At 39.4% G+C, this 15,358-nt stretch carries 14 protein-coding genes; 6 read left to right on the forward strand and 8 right to left on the reverse strand.

Features of this window, described 5'->3' with window-relative positions; genetic code table 11:
* Nucleotides 1-583 precede the first annotated feature (583 nt).
* Nucleotides 584-1,315: a matrixin family metalloprotease gene (locus CH365_RS19090; RefSeq protein WP_244283321.1), complete on the forward strand. Its 732-nt coding sequence runs from the start codon at nucleotides 584-586 to the stop codon at nucleotides 1,313-1,315.
* A 61-nt stretch (nucleotides 1,316-1,376) separates the two neighbouring features.
* Here the strand turns inward: CH365_RS19090 and CH365_RS19095 are convergent, their stop codons facing one another.
* Both CH365_RS19095 and bcp read right to left on the reverse strand, forming a co-directional pair.
* Nucleotides 1,377-2,870 carry a leucyl aminopeptidase gene (locus CH365_RS19095; RefSeq protein ID WP_100770139.1) on the reverse strand — a complete coding sequence of 498 codons (1,494 nt, stop codon included), beginning with the start codon at nucleotides 2,868-2,870 and terminating at the stop codon, nucleotides 1,377-1,379.
* Nucleotides 2,867-3,346: a thioredoxin-dependent thiol peroxidase gene (bcp, locus tag CH365_RS19100; RefSeq protein WP_100770140.1), complete on the reverse strand. Its 480-nt coding sequence runs from the start codon at nucleotides 3,344-3,346 to the stop codon at nucleotides 2,867-2,869. The genes CH365_RS19095 and bcp overlap by 4 nt, the downstream gene beginning before the upstream one ends.
* 122 nt (nucleotides 3,347-3,468) lie before the next feature.
* On the opposite strand from bcp, the gene CH365_RS19105 reads away from it, so the two are divergent.
* The gene (locus tag CH365_RS19105) at nucleotides 3,469-3,843 is read left to right on the forward strand and encodes a hypothetical protein (RefSeq protein WP_086448499.1); all 375 of its coding nucleotides are present in this window, start codon (nucleotides 3,469-3,471) and stop codon (nucleotides 3,841-3,843) included.
* Here the strand turns inward: CH365_RS19105 and CH365_RS19110 are convergent.
* The gene (locus CH365_RS19110; protein ID WP_100770141.1) at nucleotides 3,840-4,223 is read right to left on the reverse strand and encodes a VOC family protein; all 384 of its coding nucleotides are present in this window, start codon (nucleotides 4,221-4,223) and stop codon (nucleotides 3,840-3,842) included. The two genes, CH365_RS19105 and CH365_RS19110, sit on opposite strands and share 4 nt — an antisense overlap.
* Before the next feature lie 68 nt (nucleotides 4,224-4,291).
* Complete coding sequence (locus CH365_RS19115) at nucleotides 4,292-5,056, reverse strand: helix-turn-helix domain-containing protein (protein WP_100770142.1); 765 nt, start codon at nucleotides 5,054-5,056, stop codon at nucleotides 4,292-4,294.
* A gap of 147 nt (nucleotides 5,057-5,203) precedes the next feature.
* On the opposite strand from CH365_RS19115, the gene CH365_RS19120 reads away from it, so the two are divergent.
* Nucleotides 5,204-6,394, forward strand: coding sequence for a glycosyl hydrolase family 18 protein (locus tag CH365_RS19120; protein WP_425268573.1), 1,191 nt, complete (start codon nucleotides 5,204-5,206; stop codon nucleotides 6,392-6,394).
* On the opposite strand, the gene CH365_RS19125 is transcribed toward CH365_RS19120, so the two are convergent.
* The gene (locus tag CH365_RS19125; RefSeq protein ID WP_100770143.1) at nucleotides 6,391-7,563 is read right to left on the reverse strand and encodes an acyl-CoA dehydrogenase family protein; all 1,173 of its coding nucleotides are present in this window, start codon (nucleotides 7,561-7,563) and stop codon (nucleotides 6,391-6,393) included. The two genes, CH365_RS19120 and CH365_RS19125, sit on opposite strands and share 4 nt — an antisense overlap.
* A gap of 140 nt (nucleotides 7,564-7,703) precedes the next feature.
* Nucleotides 7,704-8,498, reverse strand: a complete 795-nt coding sequence (locus tag CH365_RS19130; protein ID WP_100770144.1) for a crotonase/enoyl-CoA hydratase family protein — start codon at nucleotides 8,496-8,498, stop codon at nucleotides 7,704-7,706.
* A 178-nt stretch (nucleotides 8,499-8,676) separates the two neighbouring features.
* Here CH365_RS19130 and CH365_RS19135 point away from each other — a divergent pair, with 178 nt between their 5' ends.
* From CH365_RS19135 to CH365_RS19145, 3 genes are all read left to right on the forward strand, one after another.
* Nucleotides 8,677-9,813 (forward strand): helix-turn-helix domain-containing protein, encoded by a 1,137-nt coding sequence (locus CH365_RS19135; protein ID WP_100770145.1) that lies wholly within the window; start codon nucleotides 8,677-8,679, stop codon nucleotides 9,811-9,813.
* Nucleotides 9,814-9,927: 114 nt separating this feature from the next.
* Nucleotides 9,928-10,995 (forward strand): fatty acid desaturase, encoded by a 1,068-nt coding sequence (locus CH365_RS19140; protein WP_100770146.1) that lies wholly within the window; start codon nucleotides 9,928-9,930, stop codon nucleotides 10,993-10,995.
* A gap of 21 nt (nucleotides 10,996-11,016) precedes the next feature.
* Nucleotides 11,017-12,294, forward strand: coding sequence for a phthiocerol/phthiodiolone dimycocerosyl transferase family protein (locus CH365_RS19145; protein ID WP_100770147.1), 1,278 nt, complete (start codon nucleotides 11,017-11,019; stop codon nucleotides 12,292-12,294).
* A gap of 115 nt (nucleotides 12,295-12,409) precedes the next feature.
* Here the strand turns inward: CH365_RS19145 and CH365_RS19150 are convergent, their stop codons facing one another.
* On the reverse strand, nucleotides 12,410-12,817 hold the full coding sequence (locus tag CH365_RS19150; protein WP_100770148.1) for a hypothetical protein: 408 nt from the start codon (nucleotides 12,815-12,817) through the stop codon (nucleotides 12,410-12,412).
* A gap of 9 nt (nucleotides 12,818-12,826) precedes the next feature.
* The gene (locus CH365_RS19155) at nucleotides 12,827-14,284 is read right to left on the reverse strand and encodes an APC family permease (protein ID WP_100770149.1); all 1,458 of its coding nucleotides are present in this window, start codon (nucleotides 14,282-14,284) and stop codon (nucleotides 12,827-12,829) included.
* Nucleotides 14,285-15,358: the final 1,074 nt, after the last annotated feature.

Genomic DNA, 15,358 nt, shown 5'->3' on the forward strand with positions numbered 1-15,358 from the left:
TTTGGCCCTTAAGAAATTGAAAAGGAAGAAGGGCAGGACAAAAGAAACAATTTTCATTTTGGAGTTATTTCCAAAAGTATAACGTGATTCTTTCACTCTAGTTTTTTCTACTCTTAGATACTCTCATCCGAATTATTTGCGAGGACTTCTCATCTACAAGATATTGGAAAAAAATTTCCAATAGTAGAGTAAATCTTTCGGTATAAAAAAAATAAAAATATAGATCCGAACGTTTAGGAGAAGTTTGGAAATAAATTTACTAATCCAAACTGAGTATTTGTATTTGCGTTCGCTTCTCAAAACGATTCTCAAGCTGAAATAAATATAACATTCGATTTATTTAATATAATTTATGAAAAATAAAAATTTTGATGCAAATTTTCGTAACTGCTTCGTCATAATATTTAGAACCGGGGATTTGTTGAACAAACAAACCTAACTAAAAAAGAAAAGCTCCCTCGCGATGATCGATCCCGCGATAGAGAAAATTTAAAGATATATTATAAAAAGCTAATTCACTTTTCATCGGATTCGATTTCAAAAAACAAAAACTCTGAAATCGGATGTTTTCTGGGGAAGAATAATGAGGGAATTTTTAGCTCTGTCCGTACTGTGTCTTATTACATTTTCACATTGTACTCAAATGGGAAACCCTTCTAACGATCTCAGTTGGGAGGAAAAACAACTTCTCTGGATAGCTTACGGAGAAGAAATGAAAGGCGGACTACAACTTACAAAAGCAGCGGCTCAAAAATGGGGCCTCGGAATAGATGTTTATCCGGCTAAAACCAGAGTGGATAGAATGAGAAACACAATCGCTTTTACTGATTCTGGTAAATGTAATGTAGAAGGTATTTCTCAAAAAAATATAAAAGATTGTCAGCTATTCTCTTCTAATCCGTTTTATCTTGCGGCTTGTTCCGTAAGCGCAACCACCAAAATAGAAAATAGTGTAATTTTTATCTTTAAGGATAGGGTCAAAGCAACTGCAGATGCGATGAGGATGGAAGGAAGTACCATCGATTCAAAAGAATACGTGATCGCAACTGTTGCACATGAGGTAGGACATTGTCTTGGATTACAACATTCTCAAGATCCTAAAGATCTGATGTTCCCTATGTTGACTGGAAGTGTATTCGAGCCAAGCAGAACTGAAATGCATGCGGCTCAGGCATTGTATGACACTTCTTTGCCGCCTGGCTCCATAGACGAATCCAATCTTTATACGAAACAATCAGACTTTAGTTACTTAAAACAATATACCGTACCTTCGTTTGCGGTATTCGGAAATATAAATATGGAAGAGGAAGACTGATAACCCCAGAACGGTAAATACCGGTCAGTCTTCCATGGTGTGGATCGAAGATTGCCGGGGATTAAACTCCCCGGTTTTTTTCTAATTTTTCGGCCAAGTCTACAAGTAGTCTCACTCCGTATCCACTTGGTCCGTTTCCGATTTGAGTTCCGGATGCTTTCTTTCTCCAAGCAGTTCCTGCTATATCAATATGAGCCCAGTCAATTCCCGAATCTACAAAACGTTCCAGGTATTTTGCCGCAGAAAGACTTCCGCCTGGGCGTCCTGCAATATTACGTAAGTCTGCTATATCGCTTTTTAGATCTTCGCCGTATTCATCCCATAAAGGCAAATTCCATGTTCTTTCATCGGAAGAAGCGGAAGCCTCGTCCAAAAGTCCACGCAGTTTGTCGGAATTACTCATGACCCCAGCCGCTTCATGGCCTAGGGATATGATGATTGCTCCAGTCAAAGTGGCCAGATCTATCATATAATCCGGTTTATATTTTTTTCCAATATAAGAAAGAACATCGCCTAAGACGAGACGGCCTTCTGCATCTGTATTTTGGACTTCTACAGTGAGTCCATTATGAGCGGTGTAAACATCTCCCGGCTTTAAAGCAGCCGCATCCGGCATATTCTCCGCAACTCCTATTGCTGCTATCACCGGAACAGAAATGCCTAATTCCGCGATCGCACCGATTGCATGAATAACTGCTGCTGCACCACACATATCATATTTCATTTCATGCATATCTTGCGCAGGCTTGATGCTGATACCGCCCGAATCGAATGTGAGACCTTTCCCTATCAAAGCTAATTTCTTTTTAGATTTTGCCTTGGGAGGATTATATTCCAAAACGATCATCTTAGGTTTTTTGTCGGAACCTTGGGAGACAGCGAGTATACCGCCCATCTTTTCTTTTTTAAGTTGGGGCTCATCCATCACGGTGATCTTTAGGCCCGCTTCCTTTGCGATTTCCTTGGAACGAGAAACAAATTCTTCCGGAGTGAAATGATTTGCGGGGAGGTGAGCGATATATCTGGCACCGTTCACATATTTGCTGACCGATCTGGATTTATCCAAACCTGCTTTTGCAGATTTTTCCGCATTAGGATCTTCTAATACAAAACTTACATTTCCGAACTTCGGTTTTTTCTCTTTAAAATCCTTTGCCAAAACATTGATCGGAAATGCACCTAGATCGATAGAATTTGCGATCTGGTAAACTAAGGAAGAAGTAGAAAGAGTTTTGGTCAAAAATCTGGTAAGCTTGATTTCCAATCCCACCGAATCCCATTTGCGCAGTTTTTCTCCAATACTTAAGAAGATCTGAGCCACGGAACGAATGCTTACTTTGTTGGAGTTCCCTAAGCCCAGATAAATAATTCTTTCAGACTCATCTATAAAACTTTGACCGGACTCACCAGCAAATATCCCGGAACGTATTTGGTCTGCAAATTTGGTTTCTAGTTCTTTAGGCAGACTGTCCTTTACAACAGGGATTACTTTATAAATATTTTTGGAAGTATTCTTCCCTATGCTAAAATTGATTTTTGATCTTTCTATCTTCATTTTTTGCCCAACGCCTTAATATCTCCGAGTATTTCATCTACGTGACCTTTCACGCTCACCTTCGGATAAACTTTCAAAATTTTTAAATCTGCCCCGATCAGGAAGGTGGTTCTGAGAATTCCCATAAATTCTCTTCCCATAAATTTTTTCAACTGCCAGACTCCATAAGCCTCACAGATACTTCCGTCCTCGTCGGAAAGGAGAGTAAAATTGAGTTCTTGTTTTTCTATAAATTTCTGGTGGGACTTAACTGTATCTTTCGAGACGCCGACTACATTATAGCCTTCCTTTTTCAATCTCGCAAAATTATCCCTAAAATCGCAGGCCTCTGTTGTGCAACCTGGGGTTTGATCCTTAGGATAAAAATATAATACCAAACCTTTTTTTCCGGCCAGATCCTTGAGAGAAACCTTTTCCCCGTCTTGGTTCAGGGTCGTAAAACTAGGGGCCTTGGCGCCCGCTTTTAAAGTACTCATACAAAGACAAATGATGGGGAACTCGGCTACTAGACAAGATTTTTTGTTTCGTTTCCGTTTTCAGGGGGGAAGAAGAAGGTAAAAAGCCTTGCGAAATCGGAAAACCTGACGATAGTAAAAGTATGGATCCTAAAGAAAGAATGGAGCTGATTCGTCAGGGAAATCAGGCCTTCAACGAAGGTGATATCCGAAAGGCCAGGGAATGTTTTCTGAAAACGGAATACAAGGACGGGCTTATTCGTTTAGGAGACCATTTCATGTTCGAGAAAAAACTTCCGATTCTCGCCTACGGATATTATAAAAAGGCGGGTTATCAGAGAAGGATAGACGAAATTTTCCAAAGAATGTTATGGGCCCTTTCCCAATGGATTGGACCGGATAAGTTCAAAAACCCCGAACCCGAAAGAAAAGCTCCGGATCCGGAGGATTTTGTGGTCCATCCAATCTTAAGACAAACCGCCTTGGACATACTCAAGAAAAACGGAATGTCTATCTAAGCGCTTACCGGCGCAGTATATTTCACGAAATCTATTCCGATCCCGTTCGGGTCCGAGACTGCAAAATGTCTGTCTCCCCATTCTTCTTCTTTTAAATCTAAAAGGATATTTAGATCCTTTTTTTTCAGTTCGGAATAAAGAAGATCTACATCTTCAGTTTCAATCGTGAGATACATTCCAAATCCAGAATATTCTTTTTGGAAGGCGGAGTTTTGGCTTGGAAGATCCGGAAGTAAAAATGAAATTTCATGTTTTCCGTTGGGAGTAGAAAGAAGAATATACCAATCATTTTCGAAAACGATCCGAAATCCTAGTTTGTTAACATAAAATTCCTTGGTCTCTTTCAATTTGTTTGTGATTATACCTGGATTTAGTTTCATAAGTTTCTCCTATATTCTGAAATGTAACCTGAAACTAAAGATCCGGATTGTAAAAATCGGACAAAGTATTAACGAAATTTGCGCAGAGAAGAAGGAGTGAGACCTGTGAATTTTTTCCAGTCCTTGATAAAATGGGACTGGTCGTAAAAACCTTCTCCTATTTCTAGATTGCCGTTTTCTTTCCAATTACGAAGAACTGTTTGGAATCTTAGAACTTTCGCAAATTCTTTGGGAGAGAGTCCTATATTTTCAGAGAATAATCTTCTGAGATGCCTGGAAGAAATTTGAAATCCCAATTTTTCCGTGGGCTTTTGAAAATCTGAATATATTTCTTTCAAAGAAGTCTCGATCCTTGGATCGGTTTCTAAAACCTTCTTCCTTAAAAGTCCCGAAAAATAAAGATCACAAGTTTTGATCCGATTAAAAAAAGAATTAGAAATTCTTAATTTTTCTTCTAATTCTTTAGCTTCCGTCGGGAATATTTCAAGAAAGGGAGAAGTCTGGGCCTTTACTTCTCCAAGATCCATTTTAAAGAATCTGCGAATTCCGGAAGGCAAAAATCGTATTCCGAACCAACGATCCCCAGGCTGAATAGGAAAACTTTCTAAGGAAGTCGGGGAGAGAGAAATTAAGACAGGGCCTTCGGAGTTTAGATTTAAGATAAGATCCACACAAGCATCGGGGACTACTTGGTATTGGCTTGGAGTGGACAATTCGGAACTGAATTCCCAATAATATGCGATACAAGATATGAGTTCAGTACAAGGTGCAATTTCAGAATATTGGATTCCTAGATTGAGTTGTAATGGACTGAAATTTTTTTTATATTCCATCTTTTGACGGGCCGTATTACTAATTCGTTTTCCGACTTGTCATCGTTTCTATTTGTAAAAACCTCGGAAACCTTGAAACGTATTATTCATCAGTTATTTTTTCCTGTCCTTATTTTAGCATTCTCCGGGCTTTTAGGAGCCTGTTTTTTGGAAGGTCCTAAGGAGTCTCAAAAAGTTGCACCTCCTACAGCTCCAGAAGGTCGTTTGTTCGCTTCTACCTGGTCTCAAGATTTTTATGCAATGATGAAATATGTCCATCTTTATGATGAGATCCATCCATTTTTGTATAATCTGGAGGGTGGACGCAGTAATACGGGCCGTATACTTTCCGTTTGGAAGAAGGACGAGATCGACGAAAGGATTCGTTGGCTCAGGCTCATGTCTCCGCGAACATTGATCATTCCCACAATTTTTCGTTGGGAAAACGATTTCGAAAAAGTCTCGGATGCGATCGGTCTGAATGGAAACACCAAGGTCAGAGATCTTCATATCCAGAACATACTCAAAGAGATAGATACATACGGATACGACGGGATCGATATAGACTATGAAGGAATGACCTGCGAGAAGAAGGAAGTATTTCAGGAATTTCTAATACTTCTCCGGGATGAACTGCATAAAAAGGGAAAGATCCTATCAGTAGCCATCCATCCTAAAACTGTTGCGGAAAAACCTTCCGTATATCCTTGCAAAGGTTTGAAGTCTTCCATCCAAGTGGATTTTTATGAAGCTTACAGAGGCCAGTTGACTCATGACTACGAGTTTTTAGGGAAGGTTGCGGATAAGGTCAAAATTATGGCCTATGAATTACATCCTCGTAAACAAGGTTTTCCTGGACCAGGTCCTCAGGCTCCGGATTGGTGGATCGATAAAATTTTAGAATATGCAGTTGCCCGTATCCCAAATGACAAATTGTACATGGCGATCCCCACTTACGGATACGACTGGGCATTACACTGTCAGGCAGAAACAAAATCGGTCTATTATTCTAGAGCAAAATGGATCCGGGAAAAAATGGCTCCCAGAAAAGAAGAGCCCACCGATGTATTAGAAATATTTAAAACACAACCCAAGGCTGAAGATTGGACCTATCTCAGGCCTTATTTGTATAGGCATCAAGGTCACGTATATTCGGATCCTTCTCTCTGGTATAGAATGGGCGGATGTGATAGAGTCGCATTCTATATGAATCGAAGTGCTTTCGAGAAGAAGATGAAAATATTGGATAAATACAAGATCCGAGGATTTTCCTTTTGGCAATTAATAGAAGATAACGACCCCGAGATCCATAAATATCTGGAAGAAAAATTAGGATCCGAACTTTCGGAAGTACATTAAGAATTCTTCATGATACTTCCGGAGATGATCAGTTTCTGGATCTCACTTGTTCCACCGCCTATTTCTCCAAGTCTAGTGTCTCTGTATAGACGAGAAACTTTATATTCATCCATATAACCGGCACCTCCGTGAATCTGAACCGCTAGATTTGTAACTTCTCTCGCGGCAGTGGTGGCGAATAATTTGCAAGCGGCGCATTTTCCGGAAAGACTCATACTTGGTTTTCCTTCCGATTCTATTTTTTCCATTTCCCAAGCGGTATTATACGTAAGCCATTTCGCCGCCTCGTATTTGGAATAAATTTCCGCTAACATAAATGCAACACCTTGGTGTTGGTAAATGGATTTACCGAAACTTTTGCGAGAAGCGGAAAAAGATTTGGATTCATCTAAACAAGCCTTCATAACTCCTAAGGAGTAAGCGGCCAAAGAAAGTCTTTCCGCATTAAAGGTTTGCATTGTTTGTCTAAAACCTTTTCCTAATTTACCTAAAATATTCTCTTCGGGAACTTCTACATCTTCGAAGAATAATGCTCCGGTTGGAGACGCCTTCAATCCCATCTTGTCCATTGCCGCTGATCTGGAGACACCTTTGGAATTTAGATCTACGATAAAATGAGTGAGCCCTTTTTCTTTTCCGGTCTCGTCCAAGGTTCTCGCAAGAACCAAACAATAGTTTGCATTGGGAGCATTTGTGATAAAGGTTTTTTGGCCGGATAAAAGGTAACGATCCTTTCCTGATTTTTTAGCAAGAGAAGAAAGCCCGGAAACATCAGAACCTCCGTCGGGTTCGGTGACCCCTAAAGAGCCGATGGTCTTACCGGAGATAATATCAGGCAGATATTTTTTCTTTTGTTCTGGGGTTCCGAAATGTTTTATAGGAAGTCCGAATAATCCCGCAGAAGCACCTGCGCTAAAGAAAGTAGAACCACAGGATTCGGAGATAATCTCCATGGCTAAGGTGCTTAAAAAAACTCCTGCTCCTTGTCCGCCGAATTCTTCCTCGTGTAAAAGGCCTAGATAACCGGCCTCTCCTAATTTGAGATAATGAGATCTGGGGAGTTCCTTTGTTTTGTCCGCTTCTTCCGCAAAAGGATGAATTTCCTTTTTGCAAAAAGTGCGAAATGATTCTGTGAACTCTTGTTCATCGACGCTTAGGCTAAAATCCATTTAGATCCCCTCAGATCCTGCTAAACTCAAAGAAACATATGCGAAGGCAAGTAGAATTCCCTGCATCCGAATATTGTTTGTTAAGGTTGCAAACTAAAATGAATTTTATCCGAAATAATATATTCTAAAAATTTAAAATACTATTTTCCTTTAAAAACTGCCGTTCTTTTTTCCAATAAGGAGCGGATCCCTTCTTGTCCGTCTTCCGATTTTAAACAATCAGTTACCAAAGGTAAAAGATCATCTATCGCTTCCAGATCTCCTACTTCAATGGCCTTTCTTGCGTTCGCCAAGACTGCATTTATCGCCTTAGGAGCCTGGGCAGAAATTTTTTCAGCAAGTTCTATTGCTCTTTGTACTAATTCCTTTTTAGGTAGAACTTCTTGAACTAGTCCGATCCGATATGCCTCGTTCGCATCGAAACTGTCTCCTGTTAGGATATGTTTCATTGCATTTCCCCAGCCGGCAGTCCTTACGAATCGGATAGTAGCACCACCGAAAGGTAAAATCCCCCTTTGTACTTCCATTTGAGCGAACACAGTCTTTTCTGCGGCCAGTGCGATGTCGGAAGCAAGCATCAATTCAATTCCTAAAGTTAGGCAAAACCCGTGAACTGCTGTGATCAAAGGTTTTTTGCGAACTCTGCCTGTTCCTCCTGTATCCCATGGATTGACATTCCCGTTTTGGAAGAAACTTCTACCTCTTTCTATGATGGATTTGGCAACATCTTCCAATTCCAATCCGAAAGTAAAATGAAGACCGTTCGCATATAAAACTGCACATCTTGAACTTGCATCATCTTCATAAACAGTAAGAGCGTCGCTTAACTCCATGATCATTTGTGTATTCATTGCGTTTCTTGCGTCGGGGCGATTGAGGGCGATACAAAACACCGATCCCTTTTTTTCTATTTGGATATAAGTATAAGATTTCATAAAATCCTCCGTGGCGGGTAGACCATATAGTCTACTCTCTGAATCCTATGTCGTTTATTTTTCTAAATTTGATGTCAAACTTTCTTACTTTTTAAGAAAGAACCGATTTCGTTTCCCAACTAAAATAAAGGCCCCACAGAAGGTTGACAGCACTGATAGATCGTGGATAAAGCCTTGGATGCCTAATATTCCGATTTACCTTCCGGAACAAGTTTCTCAATCTCAGATTTTCTGGATTTTGGTTTCATTTACAATCTTCGGAACATACCTAGGGGTCCTATTATGTATTGGGCAGAATATTCTAGAAAGAAAAACAGCCCTGAATCGTTTGCTTTCGTTGCTATTTATATGTTTGGGATTATTGCAGGGCACTTGTTTATTTTATGTGTTCGGACTCTCTTCTTACTTTCCTAGAATTGTACTTCTTCATGTTCCCGTTTTAGGTTCCATCGGCCCGATTCTATACGGGATTCATAAGATTATCCAAGATTCAGAATTCGAAAAATCTGCATTAGGATTAAGTCCAAAACATTCCATCTTGCCTGGGGTCATCTGGGTTTTATATTTTTTAAGTTTTATTCCGGATTCAGAATCTATAAGAGAAGGTATCCGATCCTTCTCAGAAACAAGAAGCACGTATGATTTTGTCTTTCTAATCCCGCTTCTTATACTTGCCGCATATATCGCAGGATTATTGAGAGGTAGCAGAATATTATTTAAACCGAATGTTCTGAAGGAAGAATGGACTGCGAGAGTTTTGCTTTATATCATTCTTGCTACGATTGCAAATCATTCCGTAGGTGCATTTTTTCTAATAGGTAAAAACCCTCTTTTTCTATTGGTTAGCGCCTCTATGATGGGCTTAAGTCTTTGTGTTTCCTATTTGATTGGAAGAAGATACCCTGCTTATTTCCAAAATTTGCAAGAAGTCGCAAGAGTGACCTTCCAAAAATATTCCCGCTCCTTGCTCCAAGGAATGGACATAAGTACACTCAGAGAAAATTTATTACAAACGATGGAAGTCGAAAAACTGTACAAAGATGAGGACTTGAGTTTGGCGAGTTTAGCGGATGAGTTAGGACTTTCTTCTCACCAACTTTCCGAGCTAATTAATCAGGAAATGGGCAAAAACTTTTCGGCATTTGTAAACGAGTATAGGATTCGGGAAGCTTGTGAATTACTCTCTAAAAACAAAGATTCTTCCATTTTAGATATCGCCTATGAGGTGGGATTTAGAAGTAAAACCTCCTTCCATAGGGCATTTCAGAAAGAAGTTGGAGTTCCTCCATCCGAATTTAGGGAAAAAAATCCTTAATAACGGTCCCATCCTATCAATTGAAACCGATCCTACGGTGTCGGTTTATAGAATGGAACGACGGATCAGAGATCCTTTCGTATAATTCTCTCCATCAGTTACATCGGAGTGGATATGAATTCCTTAACCCTTGAGCGAAAAAACATTTCGGATCGATTTACCGAAAAAGAAAAAACAAAACGTATTATCAAATGGATTCGTCGTTCGGATTCTAAACTTAGAAAACGTTTCTCTTTTTTAAAATACCAAAACGCGATCGGATTCGGGATCACTATGGGATCCGCTTTCGGAATGATCTTATTAGGAAGTTTGTATGTAATGGATATCATTCCATTCTGGGCATGTATTATTGGGAATGGGATCTTAGCTTCTTTTCTTCATGAGATGGAGCATGACTTGATCCATAGTATTTATTTTAAAGAAAATCCAAAAGTTCAAAATTTTCTATTCTGGATGGTTTGGTTATTCCGTGCGAATACTGTTAATCCTTGGTTTAGAAAAGAGATCCATCTTCTGCATCATAAACTTTCCGGGAACATCGAAGATATAGAAGAAAGATTTATCAGTAATGGAATGCCTTGGGGGTTCAGACGTATACTTGTAATGATAGATCCTATCATGGCAGTCGTCCTACAAGGGCCTAAGATCAGAAAGGACGCGATCCGTTATCTTGCAAAAATAAAAGCTAAGCCGATTAAGGGGCCTTATCGTTTAGTATACCTTCTTCTTTGGTATTCATTCTTGATCTGGGGAATGATTTCATTGATCAACTGGACCTTAGGAAACCCTATACAAGAAACAGGAACCGTCGCAAACATTCATAATTTCTTAAATACTGCTGCAGTAGTATATTTGATCCCTTGTTGGTTAAGGCAATCTGCTATTCAGATCGTATCTTCTAATATGCATTATTACGGAGATGTGAAGAGTTTATACCAACAGACCCAAGTGTTGGATTCTTGGTGGATATTACCTTTACATTTGTTCTGTTTTAATTTTGGAGCCACTCATGGAATCCATCATTTTGTGGTGACACAGCCATTCTATCTACGACAAGCGGTCGCACCTAAAGTAAAACCATTCTTAAAAAAATATGGAATTCGTTTTAACGACTTTGAAAGTATGACAAGGGCGAATCGTTACCAAAAAGAAGAAATGGATGGTATTGCGATTCCGGCCTAATACTTTAAAGTCGGAAATGGCATGCAAAATTTAAAAGAATCTGAAAGACCACAAGGGCAATTCATTCGATCTTTAGACCAAGCGGAGGCAAATTTCTGGTTATACGACCGTGCCTCCTCTATGAACTTCTGCGTAATGGCAGAAGGAGAAGGTTCTTTCTCTGAAGAAAGTTTGCGCAAGGCCCTGGATCTTATCCAAAGCAAACATGCGTTAGCTAAGGTTCAGATCTTAAAGCAGGCCGGACAAGATTCTCACTTATACTTTGCCACCTCAGACAAAAAAATTCCCATCCAAAAGGACTTCTATTCACCTGATTGGAAATCCAAATTAGCTAAGGAAACTATCCGGCTTTTTGAATTGGGAGATTCTCCTTTAATCAGAACTATATTTTATACATCCGGAAATTCTAAATTTGCGATCGGTGTTATCTTTCATCATAGTATCGGAGATGGAAGATCAGGTTGTAGATTCCTCTTAGATGTCCTCAGGGCAAGTACGGGAGAAGCGGACGAAATAGAAGGAGATTCGGAATATTCTTCCTTAATGGAATTATATCCTGCGGAAGAATTATATAAAGGTGGTCCTAAGCCAGAAAAACCGCTCGCTATTCCTCAATTCACTCGTAAGAAGGAAGAGCAAGATCCTGAAATCATTAGTTTCTATTTGGAAGAAGAAGACGTTGATTCACTCTTAAAAACTTCCAAACAAAAAAAGATTTCCTTTCATGGGATTTTAGGTGCTTCTCAGGTTACTGCACTTGCTGATTTTTTTGATAAAGGACAAGAAGGAGTATTGTACCTTTCTACTCCGGCAGACCTAAGGCCTCATTTGAGCCATCCCGTTCCTGATTCCGCATTAGGACTTTATATTTCATTATTCACTACTCCGGTGAATATCAGAGATCCTTTCGATATGAAAGCAAAGGCCATTATGAACGATGTAAGAGCTCGTATCGGAAGAAGGGAAGGCCGAGCATTTTACGAACTTCTTCCTCCTTCGGAACAATTTTTAGAAAAAGAAGACGGATTAAAACTTTTTCAATTATTGATGAGCCGAAATCCTCAATCCAGTTTGTTGAGTAACGTAGGAATTATTCCAGTCCTAAGTTCTGATGAAATAAAAGTAAAAGAACTTTCTTTTACGGTTCATCCTGCTTTAACACAAACAATTTTCACAACCGTAACAACTTACGAAAATAGAATGGCTATCAATATCAACTATGATAAGAATCGTTGGAAAGAAGCGGATATTTCTCAATTCGCCTATTCTTTCCGAAAGAACATACTTTCAAATTCTTAAGCCTATCTGTCCCAAAATGTTTTCATTTAAGTGCGGGTTGTTTGAATGAGAATTTGACTTCGCTCCGCTAGTCTCCCTCCGGGTTTTCTCGCTTTCTAAGGATCGCTTGAAAACCTCAAAAAGGAAGGATACGTTTTCTATTTATAAAAACTCTTCTGCCCAAGATCCAGCCCCAGGCTAAGATTCCGCAGCCAAGGTAAGAGATCAAATTTGGGACCAAAAGAATTTCGACTTCTGCAAGAACAGGAACTTGCATGGTCAAACCTGCGAGCATTAGAATTGTATGAATTTCGGCAACTCTTGCTTTTTTTTCGTCCAGGTATTTTCCCAATCCTCCACTGCTAATAAACGCTAAAACTCCAAAGATAGCTCCTATTCTTCCGATATATGCGGAGAATAATTCGAAATTTAGAATATCAGGAAATTGGAATAGAATGATAAACGGACGAGAAAAAAGAAAACTTAAAGAAATAATTCCCAAGTATCTATGAAGCCTAAGTTTGTTTTTAGGAGAAAGTTCCAAGGTCGAAACTTAAGCGGGATCTGCGCTGCCTACAGGAATAGGTTCGTTTTCAGGAAGTAAACTTAAACCGCCTGTTTCCAATTCCGGTTCGGAAATTGTGTCAATCGGTATCGGTTGAGATTTTTTAGAAAGTTTAAAATAATAGTATAATGGAATGGAGAATAAAGTAAATCCGAAACCCCAAAGAGCTTCCGCACTTTTATTGTAGAGCAAAGTTGCAATAATTAGAATATTAGAAAGTATGTATAAATAAGTAGAATACGGATATCCTGGAATTTTGAATTCATTCTTTAAATGTCTTTTTTCAAAAATAACAGGAGTATAAGCCGTAATTGTCGCTAATAATAGGGTAGAGCAGGTGATTAGGTATAAAAGTGATTCTATTTCTTTTACAAAACAAAAAAGACAGGCATACAAAAACTGAAAGATCAAAGATTTGTAAGGACTATGATATTTAGAATGTAGTTTAGCCATACTTGGAAAAAAGAATCCATCTCTCGCCATAGCAAAATAGATCCTAGAACCACCGATGATATAAGCGGAAATTCCGCCTAAAAACACCCAACAGATAAATGCAGTGATCAGAATATTCACACCGTTTCCGAATAAAAACCCGGAAGCAGTTACACCTATCTTTTCATCTCCTGCTAAAAATTGAACAGGAGCTGAACTTAAATACAGAAAATTGATGAGAACATAAAGAAGAGTAACTAAAGTGCAAGAAACAATCACGGACTTATAGATATTCTTTTCAGGATCTTTCACCTCTTCCGCAACATAAGTGATCATGTTCCAGCCCAAATAGGAAAAAGTGACCGGGATTGCTCCTGCCAATAGAAGATTCCATCCTTGCAGGTCGGAAGGGATCAAGGAAAAGGATTCAAAATTTTGAATATCATAATTTCCTATAGTAAATCCTAAAACGACGAATGCAACCAGGCCCAAAATTTTGAAGGTAGTGAAAAAATTTTGGATACGAGAAGCGAATCCGATTCCGAAAAAGTTTACGATCGTAAAAAACAAAATCGTGGAAATTCCCAAGATCTGAGCCACACCCAGGGAGAATGTGATTCCGAGAAACTTAGACTCCAAAAAATAAATGTCCCAACTCGGATTGAATAAGGTAAGAAACGACTTAGAGAACGCGATCGCAGAAAGAGAGATGGACGCCGAAAAATTTACGGAAAGAGAAAGCCATCCACTTGAAAATGCAACGATAGGGGAATAAGCTTCCTTTAGATAAACGTAATCTCCTCCTGCATACGGAAAGATACTCGCCGATTTCGCATAACTCATCGCACCTGCTATAGCCAAGAATCCGCCCAAGATCCAACAAAGAAGCGCCCAGCTTGGATTGGAAGTCTGGGTTAGTATATAACCGGTAGTGATAAAAATCCCCGGTCCCACCATAGAGCTGAACATGAGAGAAATAGAATCGTAAAGATTAAGAGAGCGGCGAAGTTTCATTTCGAGTTTTGGTCAAGATAGCCCTTTTACTTTCACTCACAAGACATTTTCAAACTCCTTTAAATCACTCGTTGTAGGAGGTTCAATAATAGTTTCGTATTCTAGATCTATCCGAATTGGCCTCATGTGGGAATTCCTACAAATGCTTTGGGAGGCTCTTCGTAAGGCTCAGGCGAGTTACTAAGGGTTTTTGAGCGACCTGTAGGGAGCGAAAAACCCTTAGGGTTGCTGAATGCAATGAAGCAAAATCCTTATCGGACACCAATTGCTTTAATGGGCACGAAATACATTCGCGCTCATCCAGGCTTTGCCTGGACTAAAGCCCTGCGCATCTCTGCCGCGGGCCAAACGAGAGAAGAGTTCGAGCCGTTCGATTGAATCGAAAGCATAGCTAAAATCGACACTATGTGTTTGGCCTCATCGAACTAAAAAGATAAAAGATTACGCAGAAATATATCGAGGCACAGATGTGCGATAAAACTATCCGGGGCCCCTTGTAAAAGACAAGAAGAAGCTGCTCGGATTTCTATGCGTAACTTGTTGGAGTTCCTACAGGGTTTGTAAGATCGCCCCCGCCCTGTCCTTGGGTGGGGGGAGTGGCTCGTGGGAGAGTTCGCCTGTCATGGCCTTTATCACATTATATTACTTTCGCAATCAGCATCCAGGTTTTACGCGGAATTTTGATTACTGGAGATTCTTTAATTGATTAGGAAGAATATAACTTCAAGAACTATATTAAGATATTGTAATGAATTAATTCTATGTCCCAAAGGGCTCCGAAGTATCTAAATCTCTTCGAATTCATATTTGAATTATGTCACATAAGTGGGCCCGGTTTTCGTTTTTTCGAATGATGGATTTGTAAAATTTCTGCAAAAACGATTTGACTGGCCGAGTCGATTTTGTATTTTGGTCTTCTGGCCGTTTTTAGGTCAGTAACCGAAATTCTTGGTGAGGACGGCATTTGCCCTTTGATCCATGAGCGTAGGGAAGAAACAAAGTTCTTTTACAACGAATATAACTGCGAATGAGAAATTAAAATTTTTTATTAGCTGAGATTAGATTATGGTGATG

It is taken from the genome of Leptospira neocaledonica, assembly GCF_002812205.1.
Taxonomy (GTDB): Bacteria; Spirochaetota; Leptospiria; order Leptospirales; family Leptospiraceae; genus Leptospira_B; species Leptospira_B neocaledonica.

What these genes read in the sequence shown, in the direction of transcription:
- CH365_RS19090 (WP_244283321.1), top strand. Translation starts at nt 584, where the DNA reads ATGAGGGAATTTTTAGCTCTGTCCGTACTGTGTCTTATTACATTTTCA.
- CH365_RS19095 (WP_100770139.1), bottom strand. Translation starts at nt 2,870, where the DNA reads ATGAAGATAGAAAGATCAAAAATCAATTTTAGCATAGGGAAGAATACT.
- bcp (WP_100770140.1), bottom strand. Translation starts at nt 3,346, where the DNA reads ATGAGTACTTTAAAAGCGGGCGCCAAGGCCCCTAGTTTTACGACCCTG.
- CH365_RS19105 (WP_086448499.1), top strand. Translation starts at nt 3,469, where the DNA reads ATGGATCCTAAAGAAAGAATGGAGCTGATTCGTCAGGGAAATCAGGCC.
- CH365_RS19110 (WP_100770141.1), bottom strand. Translation starts at nt 4,223, where the DNA reads ATGAAACTAAATCCAGGTATAATCACAAACAAATTGAAAGAGACCAAG.
- CH365_RS19115 (WP_100770142.1), bottom strand. Translation starts at nt 5,056, where the DNA reads ATGGAATATAAAAAAAATTTCAGTCCATTACAACTCAATCTAGGAATC.
- CH365_RS19125 (WP_100770143.1), bottom strand. Translation starts at nt 7,563, where the DNA reads ATGGATTTTAGCCTAAGCGTCGATGAACAAGAGTTCACAGAATCATTT.
- CH365_RS19130 (WP_100770144.1), bottom strand. Translation starts at nt 8,498, where the DNA reads ATGAAATCTTATACTTATATCCAAATAGAAAAAAAGGGATCGGTGTTT.
- CH365_RS19135 (WP_100770145.1), top strand. Translation starts at nt 8,677, where the DNA reads ATGCCTAATATTCCGATTTACCTTCCGGAACAAGTTTCTCAATCTCAG.
- CH365_RS19140 (WP_100770146.1), top strand. Translation starts at nt 9,928, where the DNA reads ATGAATTCCTTAACCCTTGAGCGAAAAAACATTTCGGATCGATTTACC.
- CH365_RS19145 (WP_100770147.1), top strand. Translation starts at nt 11,017, where the DNA reads ATGCAAAATTTAAAAGAATCTGAAAGACCACAAGGGCAATTCATTCGA.
- CH365_RS19155 (WP_100770149.1), bottom strand. Translation starts at nt 14,284, where the DNA reads ATGAAACTTCGCCGCTCTCTTAATCTTTACGATTCTATTTCTCTCATG.